This is a genomic window from Mycobacterium alsense (genome assembly GCF_002086635.1).
GTDB classification, from domain to species: Bacteria; Actinomycetota; Actinomycetes; order Mycobacteriales; family Mycobacteriaceae; genus Mycobacterium; species Mycobacterium alsense.
In genome coordinates this window covers 30,213-46,937 of sequence record NZ_MVHD01000047.1, presented here as the reverse complement: position 1 = coordinate 46,937, position 16,725 = coordinate 30,213, and the positions used below count along the sequence as shown (strand labels likewise).

The window sequence follows — 16,725 nt, the reverse complement described above, 5'->3', positions numbered from 1 at the left end:
CGGACCTCTCGGCGAACGCGCCGACTGGTGGTGGTACACACCCTTCCAACCCCAACCACCACCCAGCACCAACTAGATACCGGAAACCGGTTGGGGCAGAGACACTTTCGTTTCGCCGCCCGTTGCCGTCGGATCTTGGCGAGCCAAGTAGCGTCTACAATGCATCGCGATCCCGCGTCACCAGACCATGCGTCTTGCCGCAAAATTGATACCGCATACGCTATCGAATTCGTAAGTCACCTGTGCCCACAATCAATCTGATCCTGGCGCTGGCCTGATCTCCTCCCCCGGCGGTTCGCGCAGCCACGCAAGGAGACCGTGGACCAGTGAGCGGCGACTCGCGACCGCTCACCCGGCTAGCGGGGCGCGATCAGCGCGAAGACCTGCTTGGCGACCTGCAACATCCAGCCGGTCACGGTGGGCCCGTGATCGCGCGGCCAGTTCAGCTGGAAGCTGACCACCCAGGGCTGGTGGGTCTTGTCGACGGCGTACCAACTGAAGGTCAGATCACCGGGAAGCCCACCGGCTTTCGCGCCGACGTACGGCCACACGTTGCGGTCCAGCTCGATGCCGGACACCGCCGACAGGATCTGCCTGACGCGCGCGGCGGGCCCGACGGCGTCGGCCTGCAGCGCCGCATGGACTCGGCAGATGTCCCCGGCGTTGCCGTACCACTCGGCGCCGTAGGTCGAGGCCGGGGTGTGCGCCCGGGCTGGATCGGGTTGGTAGGGAGTGGAATTCGCCTGCGCCAGCAGCCGTGCGCGCTGCTCCCGGGACCCTTGCTTCCATTGGTTGCGCAGATCGGGTTGGCCCCAGCCGACGGAGAACAGCTCGTACATCGTGGGGAACGGCGTCATGCTGGCCGGGTCGTGGTGGCCGGCCGTAACGAGCGCCTCCTCGACCGCGCGCGTGCCCAACCTATCGATCAGCAGGTCGGTGGCCATGTTGTCGCTGGTGGCGATCATCTTCTCGGCGGCCGTGCGCACCGAAACATGGGCTCCCACGGGCAGTTCCAGGCCCGACGAGCCGACCGCGCGGGCCTTGTCGGTGACGGTGAGCTGGTCGTCCCAGGACGCCGTGCCGTCTCTGACGGCGCCGGCCAGCGCGTGCAGCACGTAGAGCTTGAAAATCGATGCCAGCGGCAGTGATTCGTCCGCGTTGGTCCCCGCCACCGGGTCGCAGCGGCCGTTCTCGACCTTGGCGACCTGGTAGGAGTAGCGGGCGCCGGTCCTGCCCAGCGCCGCGTCCACGTCGCGCCAGGAGCCGATTTTCGGTGCCCGCGTGTCGACGTCGAACCGGTCGACGCGGCCGTCGTCGTCGGTGTGTATCCGGATGTCCTGGCGGGCGCCATACGACGTGACCAGGTGCAGGGTGGCCACGCTGGCGCCGAGGTCGACGCCGTCGAGGGTGAAGGGCCGATCCCACCACAGCCCCTCCATGGTGGTTTCGACGGACTCGACCTTGTCGGGCGCGGTCAGCGTGGCGACGCCCACGGGGCCGATGGGCCACTCCGAGTTCAGCATGTCCAGGGTCTGCTGCGCCCGGATGCCGGGGGGCGTGCGGGTGTCGATCTGCCGGCCCCGGTCCGCCGCGTTCGCGTGCGGGGCGGGGGATGGTGCGCAACCCGGCGCCAGGGCCACCACCAGTGCCGCGGCCAGTCCGACGCCGCCCACCGCCGCGCCACCGCGGCGCGCCGACGGCGCGCTAGCCGGCCTGCTGGTTCGCGGCAACGTCCAGCACGACCTCGAATTCCAGCAGCGATGCGCCAGTCGCCACCGGGTTGGCTCGGTGTCCGGCATGGGCCTCGATGGCGGGGCCCTGCGCCCACGCCTGGAACGCCTCGTCGGACTCCCAGTGCGTGACCACGAAGTAGCGGTCCTCGCCCTTGACGGGACGCAGGAGCTGGAAGCCAAGGAATCCGGGCTGGTTCTCCACGGCGTGGGCGCGATGGGCGAACCGCTTCTCCAGTTCTGGCCCGGCGTCGGCGGGTACCTCGATTGCGTTGATCTTGACCACGGGCATGTGGCTAGGCTACCGCGCGGGGATCGACAGCCGCGCCGAGCGTGCGGCCAGGGCCGCAATCCCGCCGAAACGCGCCCTGGGCTCGCGTTCGGCGGCCCGACCAGAAGGCGGCCACGCAGGATGGTGATATGTCCGGCGATCTGCTGACCCGCCGCGGCGGGCGGGGCGCTCCCCTGGTGCTGGTGCACGGCCTGATGGGGCGGGGCAGCACGTGGTCGCGCCAGTTGCCGTGGCTGACCCGGCTGGGCACGGTGTACACCTACGACGCCCCGTGGCACCGGGGTCGTGACGTCGACGACCCGCACCCGATCAGCACCGAACGGTTCGTCGCCGACCTGGCCGACGCCGTCGGTGCCCTGGGGGCGCCGGCCAGGATGGTCGGGCATTCGATGGGCGCGCTGCACTCGTGGTGCCTCGCCGCGGAGCGCCCGGAGCTGGTTTCGGCGCTGGTGGTCGAGGACATGGCGCCGGACTTCCGCGGCCGCACCACCGGCCCGTGGGAGCCGTGGCTGCACGCCCTGCCGGTCGAATTCGATTCCGCCGAGCAGGTATTCGACGAATTCGGGCCCGTGGCGGGGCAGTATTTCCTGGACGCCTTCGACCGCACCGAACGCGGCTGGCGTCTGCACGGCCACACCTCGCGATGGATCGAGATCGCCGCGGAATGGGGCACCCGGGACTACTGGGCTCAGTGGTCGGCGGTGCGGGTCCCAGCGCTGCTCATCGAGGCCGGCAACTCCGTCACCCCACCGGGCCAGATGCGCGAGATGGCCCAAAGCGACTCGCCGACAACCTATTTGCACGTTCCGGGGGCCGGTCACCTGGTGCACGAGGAAGCGCCGCGGGCATACCGCGAAGCCGTGGAGTCCTTCCTCGGGGCTACCGCCCGCCGGTGAGCCCGAGCGCGGTGCGCAGCGCCACCGCCGTCGGCGCGACCCCCCACCGCGCGCGGCGGAAAATCATTTGATAAATTCTTCAATCGTTCAAATATAGGAAACGTGGAATCTTCAGGAGACCCGCCGTGACGGAGCCGCTGTACAAAGTCAAAGCCGAGTTCTTCAAGACGTTGGGACACCCGGCGCGGATCAGGGTGCTGGAGCTTCTCGTCGCCGGGGACAAGTCGGTCGCCGAACTGTTGCCCGAGGTCGGGCTGGAGTCGTCGAACCTGTCCCAGCAGCTGGGCGTCCTGCGCCGAGCCGGTGTGGTAGACGCGCGCCGGGACGGCAACACGATGATCTACTCGATCGCCTCGCCGGATATCGCAGAACTGCTGTTGGTCGCGCGCAAAGTTCTCAGCGGGGTGCTCAGCGACCGCGTGGCGGTGTTGGAGGGCCTGCGCGGGAGCGCGCAATAGCACCCATGGGCTGGATTCGTAAGGCTTGCGGCGTCGGCCGCATCACCGAACGGGCGGAACCCGCGCCGCGTCAGACGGCGGAACCTCCCGCGGGCGTGACTGGTTCGCTTCAGGTCCGCCACGTCGACGCGGGTTCTTGCAACGGGTGTGAGGTGGAGATCGCGGGCGCGTTCGGGCCGGTGTATGACGCCGAGCGGTTCGGTGCCCGACTGGTGGCCTCCCCGCGCCACGCGGACGCGCTGCTGGTGACCGGCGTCGTGACGCGCAACATGGCGGGCCCGTTGCGCGCGACGCTCGAGGCCACCCCGCTGCCGCGGCGGGTGATCGCCTGCGGGGACTGCGCCCTGAACCGAGGCGTGTTCCGGGATGCCTACGGCGTGGTCGGCGCAGTGGGTGAGGTGGTGCCCGTCGACGTGGAAATACCGGGGTGCCCGCCTACCCCGAGCCAGATCGTCGAGGCGCTCCGAACGGTGACCGGCAAGTGACCACCGAGCTGGCGGTCCGCGCGGACACGCCACCGAACATGCGGGGCCGCAAGGACTTCGGATCCGTGCCGGCGGGCGTTCTGACGTCGCTGCTCGGCGCGGGCGGCGTGTGGGTGGGCGCGCTGGGCATGTTCGGTCCGGTTCGCGCGGCGCACATCGGGTGGCTGCTTCCGCTGTCCGGCGTGCAGCTGAGCCTCGATCCGCTCGGCGGCTTCTTCATGACGCTCGTGGGGGTGGTCGCGGTCGCGGTCGGGCTCTACGTGATCGGGTACGCCCGGCGCGGGCACCTGGGTCGGGTCACGGTGTCCGTGTTGCCCCTGTTCGTCGCGGCGATGCTGCTGGTGCCCGCCGCGGCCTCGGTGACCACGTTCCTGCTGACCTGGGAATTGATGGCCGTCGCGTCGTTGGTGTTGGTGCTGGCCGAGCACGACCGCCCGCAGGTCCGCTCTGCCGCGTTGGTGTATGCGGTGATGACCCAGCTGGGGTTCGTGGCGATCCTGATCGGGCTGATGGTGTTGTCGGCGGCCGGCGGTGCCGACCGGTTTGCGGATTTGCGCCACATACCGCGCGGCGCTTGCACTGCGGTCTTTCTCTTGACGGTGGCCGGGTTCGGGTCGAAGGCCGGTCTGGTGCCGCTGCACGCCTGGCTGCCGCGCGCACACCCCGAGGCGCCCAGCCCGGTGTCCGCGCTGATGAGCGGGGCGATGGTCAGCCTCGGCAGCTACGGCATCTGCCGCATCGATCTGCAGATACTCGGACCGGGCCCGCGCTGGTGGGGGCTCACGCTGATGGTCTTCGGTGCGGCATCGGCGCTCTACGGCGTGGTGCAGGCTTCGGTGGCGACGGATCTCAAACGGTTACTTGCCTATTCGACAACCGAGAACCTCGGGTTGATCACGCTGGCGTTGGGAGCCGCGACCCTCTTCGCGGCATCGGGTGCGCACGCGCCGGCGACGATCGCCGCGGTGGCCGCCATGCTGCACTTGATCGCGCACGCGGCCTTCAAGAGCCTCGGCTTCCTGGCGGCCGGGTCGGTGTTGGCCGCGACCGGGTTGCGTGACCTCGACCGGCTGGGCGGATTGGCCCGCCGCATGCCGACGACCACCACGCTGTTCGGGATCGCCGCGCTCGGGGCGTGCGGGCTGCCGCTGGGCGCCGGGTTCGTCAGCGAGTGGTTGCTGGTTCAGTCGCTGATCCACACCGCCTCCGGACACGCCACCGTGTTGGCCTTGACCACACCGCTGGCGGTGGGTGCGGTCGCGCTCACCACGGGCCTGGGGGTGGCGGCGATGGTCAAGGCCTTCGGGATCGGATTCCTGGCGCGGCCGCGGTCCGACCGGGCCGCCGAGGCCCACGAGGCACCGCGGACGATGCTGGCCGGGATGGCGATTCCGGCGGCTGCCTGTCTGCTGTTGGCGGTGGCGCCCTCCGTTGTCGCACCGGCGCTGCGCCGGGCGGTCGAGGCGTTACCGGCAGCCCGCACGGTGCAATTCGCCGATCTCGGCACGGTGGTGCGACTGCCCGGCCTGCAGGGCTCGATCGCACCGGGTGTGATCGTCGCCGGCGTTGCGGTGGCCGCGCTGACCGCGGCCGTCCTCGCGCGCTGGCGCAAACGGCGGCGTCCCGCGACCGCAGCCTTGCCGCTCTGGGCATGTGGCGCCGACGATCTCACCGCACGGATGCAATACACCGCCACGTCGTTCGCCGAGCCGCTGCAACGGGTGTTCGATGACGTGCTGCGCCCCGATACCGACATCGAAGTCACGCACAGCGCCGAGTCGCGGTATCTGGCCGACAAGATCACCTACCGCACCAGAATCGCCGACGCGATCGAGGAACGCTGCTACGCGCCGGTGATCCGGGCGGTCACGGCCGCAGCCGGGTTGGTGCGGCGCGCCCACCCGGGCAGCGTGCACCTGTATCTGGCCTATGGTGCGCTGGGCGTCCTGATCGTGTTGGTGGTCGCCCGATGAACGCCTTGTCCTACGTCGCGGGAGCGGTCCAGATCGGGAGCGTGATGGCCGGGGCACCGTTGGTGGTCGGCCTCACCCGCCAGGTGCGCGCACGCTGGGAGGGTCGTGTCGGTGGCGGGCTGCTGCAGCCGTGGCGTGACCTCGTCAAACAGCTTGGCAAACAACAGATCAGACCGATCGGAACCACGGTGGTGTTCGCGGCCGCACCCGCCGTCGTCGCCGGATCCACGTTGCTGATCGCCGCGGTCGCACCGCTGGTGGCGACCGGATCTCCGCTGGATGCCGGCGTCGACCTGGTCGCCGTGGTCGGCCTGCTCTTCGTGGGCACGGTCGCGTTGACCCTGGCCGGCATAGACACCGGCACGTCGTTCGGCGGCATGGGCGCGAGCCGCGAGATCACCATCGCCGCGCTGGTCGAACCCACCATCCTGCTGGCGGTCTTCGCACTGTCCATGCCGGCGGGGTCGGCCAATCTCGGTGCCCTGGTGGCACATACCATCGCTCATCCCGGGCAGGTGGTGTCACTGGCCGCGGTGCTGGCGTTCGCCGCGCTGACGATCGTCATCGTCGCCGAGACCGGCCGGTTGCCGGTGGACAACCCGGCCACGCATCTCGAGCTGACGATGGTCCACGAGGCGATGGTCCTCGAATACGCCGGTCCGCGGCTGGCGCTCGTCGAGTGGGCGGCCGGCATGCGGCTTACCGTGCTGTTGGCTCTGCTGGCAAACCTGTTCGCGCCGTGGGGGATTGCCGGCGGCCAGCCCGGCACGGTCGAAATCGCCGTCGGCGTCGCGGCGGTGGCGGCCAAGGTCGCGTTGCTGGCGGTCCTGTTGGCGACCGTCGAGGTGTTCCTCGCCAAGCTGCGGTTGTTCCGGGTCCCCGAGCTACTGGCCGGATCGTTCTTGTTGGCGTTGCTCGCGGTCGTCGCCGCCAACTTCTTCGCGGTGCCGGCATGACATCCAACACTTTTTCGGTTGTCGTCGATCTCGCCGCCGGCGGACTGCTTCTGGCCGCGGTGCTGATCGTGTGGCGCCGCGATCTGAACGCCATCGTCCGGCTGCTGGCGTGGCAGGGCGCCGCCCTGGCGGCCATCCCCATGCTGCGCGGGGTGTACGACGGCGACGGTGCGCTCATCGGCGTGGGCATCGCCGTGCTGGTGTTGCGGGCCGCGGTGCTGCCGCGGCTGCTGGCCCGCGCGGTCGACGCCAAGCCGCGGTCGCACCGCGAAGCCACCCCGCTGATCAACACCGCCGCTTCGCTGCTCGTCACCGCCGCGCTTACGCTGGCCGCCTTCGCCGCCACTCGATCGCTGGTGAATTTGCAGCCGGCGGCCACCACCGCCGCCGTCCCGGCCGCTACCGCCGTCGTCCTCATCGCGTTGCTGGTGATGGTCACGCGGCGCCATGCCGTATCGCAGGCGGCGGGATTCCTCATGCTGGACAACGGGATCGCCGCCGCCGCGTTCCTGCTCACCGCAGGGGTGCCGCTGATCGTCGAGCTCGGCGCGTCGCTGGACGTGCTGTTCGCGGTCATCGTGATCGGCGTGCTGACGGGCCGGCTGTCGCGCACCTTCGGCGGCGCCGACCTGGACGCGTTGCGGGAGTTGCACGACTGATGACAGGTTTACTGCTTGCCGCGATCCTCGCGCCGATTTGTGCCTCCGTCGCCACGTTGGTGGCCGGATGGCGCAGGGCGACGGCAACACTGATCTCCTCGTCGGCGGTAACGGTGCTCGGGTGCGGCGCGGCGCTCGGGCTCCGTGTCGGGCCGGGGACCCGGTTCGCCCTAGGCGGACTGCTGCGGGTCGACGCGCTCACGGTCACCATGCTGATCGTCATCGGATTCGTTGCCGCACTGGCCACCTGGGCCAGCATCGGCTATATCGACACCGAGCTGGCACAAGGTCACACCGACGCGCGCGGCGCCCGCGGGTACGGCGCGCTCACCGCGGCCTTCCTGGCGGCGATGGTCGTCGCGGTGTGCGCCAACAACATCGGTGTCATCTGGATCGCCGTCGAAGCCACCACGGTGATCACCGCCTTTCTGGTCGGACACCGCCGTACCCGCGGCGCTCTCGAGGCGACCTGGAAGTACGTCGTGATCTGCTCGGTCGGCATCGCCATCGCCTTTCTCGGGACCGTGCTGCTTTACTACGCGGCCGAGCATGCCGGTGCGCCCGCCGCCGCCGCGCTGAACCTCGACGTGCTGGCGGCGCACGCCGGCGCGCTGAATCCCGACATCGCCCGGCTCGCGGGCGGTTTGCTGCTCATCGGCTACGGTGCAAAGGTCGGACTGTTTCCCTTCCACACCTGGTTGGCCGACGCGCACAGCCAGGCCCCGGCCCCCGTCTCGGCGCTGATGAGCGGGGTGCTGCTGTCGGTGGCGTTTTCGGTACTGGTTCGCATCAAACCGATCGTCGACGCCGCCGCCGGGCCGACTTTCATGCGGGCGGGGCTGCTGGTGCTGGGCCTGGCGACGCTGACGCTCGCGGCCTTGATGCTGACGGTGACCCCGGACATCAAACGCATGCTCGCCTACTCCTCCATGGAGAACATGGGCCTGATTGCGATCGCCGCGGCCGCCGGAACCACGCTGGCCATCGCCGCGCTGCTGCTGCACGTCCTCGCTCACGGGATCGGCAAGACGATCCTCTTCCTGGCGAGCGGCCAGCTGCAGGCCGCGCACAACTCCACCGCGATCGCCGACATCGGCGCCGTGCTGCGGCGCTCCCGCCTCATCGGTGCGTCGCTTGCCGTCGGTGTGATCGTGCTGCTCGGGTTGCCGCCGTTCGCGATGTTCGCCAGCGAATTGGCCATCGTGCGTTCGCTGGCCGACGCCGGGCTCACCTGGGCGCTCGCCGCGGGCATGCTGTTGATCGCGATTGCCTTCGCCGCTCTGGCGCGCAACTCGGGCCGCATCCTGTTGGGCGGCGCGGCCGGCGCACCGGGGATCGCCGTCCCGCGATCCGTGGCCGCGGCCCTGCTCGTCGGCATCGCCGCGTCGATCGCCCTCGGTGTCACCGCCGGACCGCTTACCGACTTGTTCACCACCGCGGCCGGCGACGTCGGGGTGGCGCGGTGAGGCGTGACTGGCAGCGCCACAGGCTGTCTCAGGACGGGGTGGCCGAAGCGGCGGAAGACCTGCTGAGCAAGGGGTTTCGTTTGGGCCTGGTGGCCGCCCACGACGACGACGCCGCATTTCGCGTTGTCTACCTGTTCCTTGCCGGCCGGCCTGATCGCCGTGTCGAACTCGAATGCCTGGTGCCAAGAAACGATCCGGAGGTTCGATCGCTGGCATACCTGTCGTTCGCGGCCGGGCGGTTCGAGCGTGAAATGGCGGACCTGTACGGAATGCGGCTCGTCGGGCATCCCAAGGCGCGCCGACTGGTGCGGCATGCCCACTGGCCCGAGGATTGGCACCCCATGCGCCGCGACGCGTCGCCCGCGCCCGAATTCGGTGGCACCGGCCGTTTTCCGTTCGTCACCGTCGAGGGACCCGGGGTGTACGAGATACCGGTCGGTCCCGTGCACGCCGGGTTGATCGAACCCGGCCACTTCCGCTTCTCCGTCGCCGGTGAAACCGTGCTGCGGCTCAAGGCCCGACTGTGGTTCGTCCACCGGGGCCTGGAGAAGCTCTTCGAGGGCCGGACGGCCGGCGGCGCGGTCGACCTGGCCGAGCGCGTCAGCGGCGACACCTCCGTTGCGCACGCGCTCGCCCACTGCCTCGCCGTAGAGGACGCTCTCGGTGTGGAACTTCCCGACGAGGCACACCGGCTGCGGGCGATGCTCGTCGAACTCGAACGGCTCTACAACCACGTCGCCGATCTGGGCGCGCTGGCCAACGACGTCGGGTTCGCGCTCGCCCACGCGCACACGCAACGCGTGCGCGAGCAACTGCTGCGCCTCAACGCGGCCGTCACCGGGCATCGGTTGCTGCGGGGCGCCATCCGCCCGGGCGCGATTGCGCTGCAAGAGCTGCCGGATGTCGCGGTGCTGCGATCCGTCGCGGCCGACGTCGCCGAGATCGCCGACCTGACCCTGCGCAACACCGTGGTGTATGACAGGTTCGCCGGGACCGCCGTCCTGCACCCCGAGGACGCTCACGCCCTCGGATGCCTGGGTTACGTCGCGCGCGCCAGCGGTATGCGCACCGACGCGCGGGTCGAACACGCCGCCACCGCACTACCCGTCACCGAGATCGGCGCCGACGCCGGTGACGTCCTGGCCCGCTACACGGTGCGACGCGACGAATTCGCCGCATCGACCGAATTGGCATGTCACCTGATCGAATCACACACCGGCCCAACCGAACACGCCGTCACCTCGACATCGCCGCGGCACCCCCGCAGCGGCATCGGCATCGTCGAGGGCTGGCGCGGCACCGTCGTCCACCGCGTCGAAATCGACGCCCGCGACCGCATCACCCGGTCCAAGATCGTCGATCCGTCCTGGTTCAACTGGCCCGCGCTGCCCGTCGCGATGGCGGACACCATCGTCCCCGACTTCCCCCTGGCCAACAAGAGCTTCAACCAGTCGTACGCCGGCAACGACCTCTGAAACGGCTCCGGTTACCCTTCGCCCGGTAAGGCGAACCGGCCGTCGGCGGTCCTGGTCACCAGACCGTCGGCGAGCAGCGATTCCAGCGCGCGGTCACGCTGGGCGGTGTCGGTCAACCACGCCACGTCCAGCTCGGCGCGGGTCACCGCGGAATCGTTGGCGCGCAACACGTCCAGCAGGCGCCCGCGGACCTGGCGGTCGGTTCCGGCGTAGGTCTGTGCCTTGCGGGCCGGCCCGGACCCGGGGGGATAGCCGGCCCGCCGCCACGCGCACTCGCTCAGCGGGCACAATCCACACCGCGGGGAGCGCGCGGTGCACACGGTCGCGCCCAGTTCCATCAGTGCCACCGAAAACACCGGTGCACGTGCGTCTCTCGGCAGCAACGCGGAGACGTCGGCGTGGTCGCGCGCGGTGGACGGCGGCCCCGCGTCGGCCCGGCCGTGCACGACGCGGGCCACCACCCGGCGCACGTTGGTGTCCACCACCGGCACCGGCCGGCGATAGGCGAAGCAGGCGATGGCCCGCGCCGTGTAGCTGCCGACGCCGGGCAGGCTCAGCAAGGTCTCGACGTCGTCGGGGACCGCGTCGCCGTGGTCGCGGGCGACGACCGTGGCGCACTCGTGCAGGCGCTTGGCCCGCCGGGGATAGCCCAGCTTGCCCCATGCCCGCAGCACGTCGGCCGCGCTGGCGGCCGCGGTGGCCGAGGCGGTGGGCCAGCGCCGCACCCACTCCGACCAGACCGGCAGCACTCGCGAAACCGGGGTCTGCTGCAGCATGAACTCACTGACCAGGATCTGCCACGCGCCGACGCCCGGCTCGCGCCAGGGCAGGTCGCGGCGCGACCGGCCGTACCAGTCGAGAAGATTGGTGGCTGATATGCGTTCCGGGCGAGGCGCCCGCGGCTCCGGCATGATGTGTGCCATGCCCACTACCAGTCCGGCAACAGCGTGGAAAACACTCAAAGAGGGTAACGAGCGATTCGTCGCGGGCAAGCCCATCCATCCCAGCCAGAGCGTCGAGCATCGGGCCAGCCTGGCCGCCGGCCAGCAGCCGATCGCGGTGATCTTCGGCTGCTCGGACAGCCGGGTGGCCGCCGAGCTCATCTTCGATCTGGGGCTGGGCGATACGTTCGTCGTGCGCACCGCCGGGCAGGCCATCGGTTCGGCGGTGCTGGGGTCCATCGAGTACGCGGTGAGCATCCTCGATGTGCCGCTGGTCGTCATCCTCGGCCACGACAGCTGCGGGGCGGTCCAGGCCGCCCTGAGCGCGCTCGACGACGGCGCCATTCCGGGCGGGTTCGTGCGCGACGTGGTGGAGCGGGTCGCGCCGTCGATCCTGATGGGCCGCCGCGAGGGCCTCAGCCGCGTAGACGAGTTCGAGGCGCGACACGTACGAGAGACGGCCGCCCAGCTCATGGCGCGTTCGTCGGCCATCTCCGAACGGGTGGCGGCGGGCACCCTGGGCATTGCCGGCGTCACCTATCACCTCGCCGACGGGAAGGCGGCGCTGGTCGACAGCGTCGGCGACATCGGCGAATAGGCGGCCCCGCGGGCCGCCACTAACACGGCTCGCCCCTTTTCCAGGCCAGCTAACCTCACGACACGCCGAGGCGGGTCGAACAAATCCGCGTGACCTGGGCTTACGGTGTGATCGTGCTGGATCTGGAACCGCGTGGCCCGCTACCTACCGAGATCTATTGGCGGCGCAGGGGCCTGGCCCTGGGCATCGCGGTCGTCGTGATCGGTGTCGCGGTCGCCACGATCATCGCCTTCATGGGCCACAGCGCGGGCGCCAAACCGGCCAGCGCCGACAAGCCCAACTCCGCCCAGAGCAAGCCGGCCGCGCCCCCGAGCCAGGCGCCTCCCCCCGCGGGGAACGAGCGGGTCACCCCGGTCACGCCGCCGCAGGGCCAAAACCCCGAGTCGCCCACGCCGACCGCCGCGGTGCAGCCGCCGCCGGTGCTCAAGGAGGGTGACGACTGCCCCGACTCGACGCTGGCCGTCAAGGGCCTGACCAACGCGCCGCAGTACTTCGTCGGCGACCAGCCGAAGTTCACCATGGTGGTCACCAACATCGGGCTGGTGTCCTGCAAGCGCGACGTCGGGGCCGCGGTGCTGGCCGCCTACGTGTACTCGCTTGACAACAAGCGGCTGTGGTCCAACCTGGACTGCGCGCCGTCCAACGAAACCCTGATCAAGACCTTCACCCCGGGCGAGCAGGTGACGACGGCGGTGACCTGGACGGGCATGGGCTCGGCGCCGCACTGCCCGCTGCCGCGGCCGGCGATCGGGCCGGGCACCTACAACCTGGTCGTGCAGCTGGGCAACCTGCGCTCGATGCCGGTCCCGTTCATCCTGAACCAGCCGCCACCGCCGCCGGGACCGGTGCCGGGCCAGCCGGGCCAGCCGGCGCTCGCGCCGCCGCCGGAGGCACCACCGGGGGTCGGCGCGGGGCCCTCCCCCGCGGGGTGACCCGGTTCAGCTGAGCGGGTCGGCGATCGTCGATTCCGCCAGCTGCGACAACCCCTCCCGCACGTGGCGGGCCCACATCGCGCCGATGCCGTCGACCGACTCCAGATCGTTGGCGCTGGCCGCCAGCAGGCCCTGCAGCGTGCCGAACGCCCGGACCAACAGATCCACGTGCGCGAACTGCAGCCGCGGGATGCCGGCCATCGCGCGGTAGCCGCGGGGGCTCAGCGCCGAATCCTGCGCCTCCGCGGTGGACGGGTATCCGAAAACCTTTGCCAGCGAAGTGAAGTCGAGAAGCTCGGTGTCCGACAGCGCGTCCAGCTCGTCAAGGGTGGCGCTCATCTGCTCGGACGACAGGGGCTCGGGGCTGGCGTGGTAGTCGCGCACGATCAGTTCCCGGGCGATGTCGTTGCCGCCCAACAACTCTTCGAGCTGCAGCCGCAGCTGGCGCCCGTCGGTGCCGAGTTCGACGCAGTCGTTGTCGATCGCCTGGCCGATGCGGCGGACCAGCTCGAGCCGCTGCACCACCGTCATCACGTCGCGCAGCGTGACGAAGTCCTCGATCTCCGCGCGCGAGAGCTGCCGGCTGACCTCGTCGAGCCTGGCTTTGTAGCGTTCCAGCGTGGCGATGGCCTGGTTGGCCCGCGACAGGATGGTCGCGGAATCGGCCACGACGTGACGCTCCCCGCCGACGTAGACGGTGACGATGTTCATCGAGTGGCTCACCGAGATCACCGGGTAGCCGGTCTGGATCGCGGCCCGTTCCGCCGAGCGGTGGCGGGTGCCCGATTCGTCGGTGGGTATCGACGGGTCCGGCACCAGCTGCACGTTGGCGCGCACGATGCGGCTGCCATCGGTGGACAGCACCACCGCGCCGTCCATCTTGGCCAGCTCGCGCAGCCGCGTCGGCGCGTAGCGGACGTCGAGGGCGAAGCCGCCGTCGCAGATGGCCTCGACGTTCTCGTCGTTGCCGAGCACGATCAGCGCGCCGGTGCGCCCGCGCAGGATGCGTTCCAGGCCGTCCCGCAGCCCGGTGCCCGGCGCCAGCCGGGCGACGGTCTCACGCAGTGTCGGACGGGTCACAGCCAGTCATTCTGCGGCCCCACCGCGCCATGCGTCCAGCCGTTGCCGGGCGCGGCGATGGCTTTCATGTGCTGCAGCGCCGCGACGATGGTCGGTGCCCGCAGCGCCCGCATGCCGCTGGGCACTATCTCGCGGCGGGGGTCGTCGCCGTCCGGGATGAGCGCGAGGTTGAAGCCCTGCCGCGCGGCCTCGGCCAGCCGCCGCTCCATGCCGCCGACCCGGCGCAGGTCGCCCGCCAGCCCCACCTCGCCGATCATCACCGCCGTGGTCGGCAGCGGCAGGTTCGCGTACGCCGACGCCAGCGCGATCGCGACGGCGAGGTCCGCGGACGGGTCGGTCAGCCGCATGCCGCCCACGGTCGACAGGTAGACGTCGTTGACCGCGACGTTCAGGCGGGCGTGCTTGTCCAGCACCGCGGCGATCATCGCGGCCCGGGCGTGGTCGATGCCGCTGACGGCGCGGCGCGGCGAGCCGCCGGGCGGCGTGGCCAGCAGCGCCTGGACCTCGCCGATCAGCGGCCGCTTGCCGTCCAGCGTCACCGTGATCGCGGTGCCGGGCACGGGCGCCGGCCGCTGATCCAGGAAGAGGTGCGACGGGTCGGACACGTCCTCGATGCCGTTGTCGTGCAGCGTGAAACAGCCCACCTCGTCGGCCGCGCCGAAGCGGTTCTTGATCCCGCGGACCATGCGCAGCGAGCCGTTGCGGTCGCCCTCGAAGTGCAGCACCACGTCGACGAGGTGTTCCAGGGAGCGCGGCCCGGCGATCGCCCCGTCCTTGGTGACGTGGCCGACGAGGATCAGCGCGACGCCGTTCGCCTTGGCGGAGGCCGTCAGCGCCGCGGTGACCGCGCGCACCTGGGTGACCCCGCCGGCGACGCCGTCGGCCTCGGTGGTGGACATGGTCTGCACCGAGTCGACGATGACCAGCGCCGGCTTGACCGTCGCGATGTGGTCCAGCACCGTGTGCAGGTCGGACTCGGCCGCCAGGTAGACCTCGTCACCGCCGCAGCCGATCCGGTCGGCGCGCAGCCGGATCTGGCCGGCGGACTCCTCACCGGAGATGTAGAGCGCACGCCGGCCCGCCTGGGCCCAGCGATGGGCGGCCTTGAGCAACAGCGTCGACTTGCCCACGCCCGGGTCGCCCGCCAGCAGCGTCACCGAGCCGGGGACCACGCCGCCGCCCAGCACCCGGTCCAGCTCGGGGATCCCGGTGGGGACGTGCCGGGTGCTGTGCGCCTCAACGGAACTGATCGGGACGGCCCGCGAAGCGCCGGCGGCCAACCCCGCGCGGCGCCGCGCGCCGCCGACCGCGCTGAGCACCGGCACCTCGTCGACGGTGCCCCAGGTGCCGCACTCCAGGCAGCGCCCCACCCACTTGGCGGTGACGTGTTGGCATTCCGAACAGCGGTATTGCGAACGCGCTTGTGCCACGCAATGACCGTATCGGGCGGGTGCGACAAGTCGCGGGTGACAGGCCGGCCTAGGCGGGCTGCGGGCCCAACCCGGCCGAAATCGGCACCAGCACGCTGGCCGGCCCGGCCTTCTCGAAGTTGAAGGTGAAGTTGTAGCTCAGGCCGTTGCTGATGGGCTTGGCCAGGGCGACGGTCGCCTTGACGAAGATGCTGTTGGTGTCGGGCGGCCCCGGCGCCACGTTCTGGCCGTCGGGCTTGCCGATGAACAGCATCCCGCCGGCGGGCAGCCGGGCGTCGCCGTCGATGGTCACCTTGCCGACGTCACTGGTGATGCTCACCAGCCGGTCCGTGACGTCCGGCGACTGGTTGGCGGCGACCGCCACCAGGTTCACCGTTCGCCCCGGCTGCAGGAAGTCACCGGTCTGCACGGCCTGCATGCGGATGTCGCGCAGCGCGACGTGCTTGACCGTGGCCCGGTTGCCGTTGACGGCGGGTTCCTGGCTGGACATCTGGGAGATCTGGCCGGATCCGCAACCGCTGAGCAAGGTGGCGACCAGGGCGACCAGACCGACGACGGCGAAGCGGTTCACTCAATGCCTCCTGCTCGGCAGCTGTGCTTGCCCATCTCAACTGTGCACACTCAACTATGCACAGTAGTAGTAGGGCGGTTGCGGCGGTAGCGCAGGGCACCGGACCAGCGCGGCAGGGCCGGATGGGGTGCTTGCCGGGGTCCGACAACCACGTTGGTAGTGTGACCCCTTGCACGTCTTGGTCCGCCTGTCAACCCCTAATCTATCCGCGTTGTGCCCCTGACCTGCACCGTTGTTCCGCCACCCTTGGGGCGCCGTGTTAGACTGAAGTAACGAAAGGGGCTCGAATCAGATGATCTTCAAGGTCGGCGACACCGTTGTCTATCCACACCACGGTGCTGCGTTAGTCGAGGCGATCGAAACCCGGACCATCAAAGGGGAGCAAAAAGAGTATCTCGTCTTGAAAGTGGCGCAGGGCGACCTGACGGTTCGAGTGCCCGCCGACAACGCCGAGTACGTCGGCGTCCGCGATGTCGTCGGGCAGGAGGGCCTGGACAAGGTTTTCCAGGTGTTGCGCGCCCCCCACACCGAGGAGCCGACGAACTGGTCCCGTCGCTACAAGGCCAACCTGGAGAAGCTCGCCTCCGGCGACGTGAACAAGGTGGCCGAGGTGGTGCGCGACCTGTGGCGGCGCGACCAGGAGCGGGGCCTGTCCGCCGGCGAGAAGCGCATGCTGGCGAAGGCCCGCCAGATTCTGGTCGGTGAGCTGGCGCTGGCCGAGAGCACCGACGACGCCAAGGCCGAGACCATCCTCGACGAGGTTCTGGCCGCCGCTTCCTGAAG

At 70.3% G+C, this 16,725-nt stretch carries 18 protein-coding genes; 12 read left to right on the top strand and 6 right to left on the bottom strand.

Features of this window, described 5'->3' with window-relative positions:
* Positions 1 to 76: hypothetical protein (locus BST11_RS28675; protein ID WP_244897738.1), on the top strand; the 76-nt coding region annotated here is incomplete at its 5' end.
* Positions 77 to 356: 280 nt separating this feature from the next.
* Here the strand turns inward: BST11_RS28675 and BST11_RS21240 are convergent.
* Together BST11_RS21240 and mhuD are read right to left on the bottom strand one after the other, a co-directional pair.
* A complete protein-coding gene (locus BST11_RS21240) occupies positions 357 to 1,730 on the bottom strand; it encodes a serine hydrolase (protein ID WP_244897737.1) in 1,374 nt (457 codons plus the stop codon).
* On the bottom strand, positions 1,705 to 2,022 hold the full coding sequence (gene mhuD / locus BST11_RS21235; protein ID WP_083139982.1) for a mycobilin-forming heme oxygenase MhuD: 318 nt from the start codon (positions 2,020 to 2,022) through the stop codon (positions 1,705 to 1,707). Before mhuD ends, BST11_RS21240 begins: the two co-directional genes overlap by 26 nt.
* A 128-nt stretch (positions 2,023 to 2,150) precedes the next feature.
* Here mhuD and BST11_RS21230 point away from each other — a divergent pair, with 128 nt between their 5' ends.
* From BST11_RS21230 to BST11_RS21195, 8 genes are all read left to right on the top strand, one after another.
* Positions 2,151 to 2,918, top strand: a complete 768-nt coding sequence (locus tag BST11_RS21230; RefSeq protein ID WP_083139981.1) for an alpha/beta fold hydrolase — start codon at positions 2,151 to 2,153, stop codon at positions 2,916 to 2,918.
* 125 nt (positions 2,919 to 3,043) lie between these two features.
* Positions 3,044 to 3,376 (top strand): lsr2/espR transcriptional regulator, encoded by a 333-nt coding sequence (locus BST11_RS21225; protein ID WP_083139980.1) that lies wholly within the window; start codon positions 3,044 to 3,046, stop codon positions 3,374 to 3,376.
* 5 nt (positions 3,377 to 3,381) lie between these two features.
* On the top strand, positions 3,382 to 3,861 hold the full coding sequence (locus tag BST11_RS21220) for an NADH-quinone oxidoreductase subunit B family protein (protein ID WP_083139979.1): 480 nt from the start codon (positions 3,382 to 3,384) through the stop codon (positions 3,859 to 3,861).
* 38 nt (positions 3,862 to 3,899) lie between these two features.
* Positions 3,900 to 5,834, top strand: a complete 1,935-nt coding sequence (locus tag BST11_RS21215) for a proton-conducting transporter transmembrane domain-containing protein (protein ID WP_083139986.1) — start codon at positions 3,900 to 3,902, stop codon at positions 5,832 to 5,834.
* Between the two features lie 5 nt (positions 5,835 to 5,839).
* Positions 5,840 to 6,790, top strand: coding sequence for a respiratory chain complex I subunit 1 family protein (locus tag BST11_RS21210; protein ID WP_083139985.1), 951 nt, complete (start codon positions 5,840 to 5,842; stop codon positions 6,788 to 6,790).
* Positions 6,787 to 7,449: a hypothetical protein gene (locus tag BST11_RS21205; RefSeq protein WP_083139978.1), complete on the top strand. Its 663-nt coding sequence runs from the start codon at positions 6,787 to 6,789 to the stop codon at positions 7,447 to 7,449. The genes BST11_RS21210 and BST11_RS21205 overlap by 4 nt, the downstream gene beginning before the upstream one ends.
* A complete protein-coding gene (locus tag BST11_RS21200; protein WP_083139977.1) occupies positions 7,449 to 8,915 on the top strand; it encodes a proton-conducting transporter transmembrane domain-containing protein in 1,467 nt (488 codons plus the stop codon). The genes BST11_RS21205 and BST11_RS21200 overlap by 1 nt, the downstream gene beginning before the upstream one ends.
* Entirely contained in the window at positions 8,912 to 10,390 is a 1,479-nt protein-coding gene (locus BST11_RS21195; protein WP_083139976.1) for a hydrogenase large subunit, read from the top strand. The genes BST11_RS21200 and BST11_RS21195 overlap by 4 nt, the downstream gene beginning before the upstream one ends.
* 11 nt (positions 10,391 to 10,401) lie before the next feature.
* Here BST11_RS21195 and BST11_RS21190 read toward each other — a convergent pair whose 3' ends face one another.
* A complete protein-coding gene (locus tag BST11_RS21190; RefSeq protein ID WP_083139975.1) occupies positions 10,402 to 11,313 on the bottom strand; it encodes an HhH-GPD family protein in 912 nt (303 codons plus the stop codon).
* Between BST11_RS21190 and BST11_RS21185 the strand changes: the two genes are divergently transcribed.
* Together BST11_RS21185 and BST11_RS21180 are read left to right on the top strand one after the other, a co-directional pair.
* Positions 11,312 to 11,929, top strand: a complete 618-nt coding sequence (locus tag BST11_RS21185; RefSeq protein ID WP_067325090.1) for a carbonic anhydrase — start codon at positions 11,312 to 11,314, stop codon at positions 11,927 to 11,929. The two genes, BST11_RS21190 and BST11_RS21185, sit on opposite strands and share 2 nt — an antisense overlap.
* Before the next feature lie 113 nt (positions 11,930 to 12,042).
* Positions 12,043 to 12,861, top strand: a complete 819-nt coding sequence (locus tag BST11_RS21180; RefSeq protein ID WP_142276477.1) for a hypothetical protein — start codon at positions 12,043 to 12,045, stop codon at positions 12,859 to 12,861.
* Between the two features lie 6 nt (positions 12,862 to 12,867).
* Here the strand turns inward: BST11_RS21180 and disA are convergent, their stop codons facing one another.
* The 3 genes from disA to BST11_RS21165 are packed head-to-tail and all read right to left on the bottom strand — an operon-like array spanning position 12,868 to position 15,942.
* Positions 12,868 to 13,941, bottom strand: a complete 1,074-nt coding sequence (disA, locus tag BST11_RS21175) for a DNA integrity scanning diadenylate cyclase DisA (RefSeq protein ID WP_083139973.1) — start codon at positions 13,939 to 13,941, stop codon at positions 12,868 to 12,870.
* Positions 13,938 to 15,371 (bottom strand): DNA repair protein RadA, encoded by a 1,434-nt coding sequence (radA, locus tag BST11_RS21170; RefSeq protein WP_083139972.1) that lies wholly within the window; start codon positions 15,369 to 15,371, stop codon positions 13,938 to 13,940. Before radA ends, disA begins: the two co-directional genes overlap by 4 nt.
* A 49-nt stretch (positions 15,372 to 15,420) precedes the next feature.
* On the bottom strand, positions 15,421 to 15,942 hold the full coding sequence (locus tag BST11_RS21165; RefSeq protein ID WP_083139971.1) for a copper chaperone PCu(A)C domain-containing protein: 522 nt from the start codon (positions 15,940 to 15,942) through the stop codon (positions 15,421 to 15,423).
* Between the two features lie 292 nt (positions 15,943 to 16,234).
* Here BST11_RS21165 and carD point away from each other — a divergent pair, with 292 nt between their 5' ends.
* The gene (carD, locus tag BST11_RS21160) at positions 16,235 to 16,723 is read left to right on the top strand and encodes an RNA polymerase-binding transcription factor CarD (RefSeq protein ID WP_007166539.1); all 489 of its coding nucleotides are present in this window, start codon (positions 16,235 to 16,237) and stop codon (positions 16,721 to 16,723) included.
* Positions 16,724 to 16,725 lie beyond the last annotated feature (2 nt).

Coding starts and splice junctions, on each gene's coding strand:
- mhuD (WP_083139982.1), bottom strand. CDS start 2,022: ATGCCCGTGGTCAAGATCAACGCAATCGAGGTACCCGCCGACGCCGGG.
- BST11_RS21230 (WP_083139981.1), top strand. CDS start 2,151: ATGTCCGGCGATCTGCTGACCCGCCGCGGCGGGCGGGGCGCTCCCCTG.
- BST11_RS21220 (WP_083139979.1), top strand. CDS start 3,382: ATGGGCTGGATTCGTAAGGCTTGCGGCGTCGGCCGCATCACCGAACGG.
- BST11_RS21215 (WP_083139986.1), top strand. CDS start 3,900: ATGCGGGGCCGCAAGGACTTCGGATCCGTGCCGGCGGGCGTTCTGACG.
- BST11_RS21205 (WP_083139978.1), top strand. CDS start 6,787: ATGACATCCAACACTTTTTCGGTTGTCGTCGATCTCGCCGCCGGCGGA.
- BST11_RS21200 (WP_083139977.1), top strand. CDS start 7,449: ATGACAGGTTTACTGCTTGCCGCGATCCTCGCGCCGATTTGTGCCTCC.
- BST11_RS21185 (WP_067325090.1), top strand. CDS start 11,312: ATGCCCACTACCAGTCCGGCAACAGCGTGGAAAACACTCAAAGAGGGT.
- BST11_RS21190 (WP_083139975.1), bottom strand. CDS start 11,313: ATGGCACACATCATGCCGGAGCCGCGGGCGCCTCGCCCGGAACGCATA.
- carD (WP_007166539.1), top strand. CDS start 16,235: ATGATCTTCAAGGTCGGCGACACCGTTGTCTATCCACACCACGGTGCT.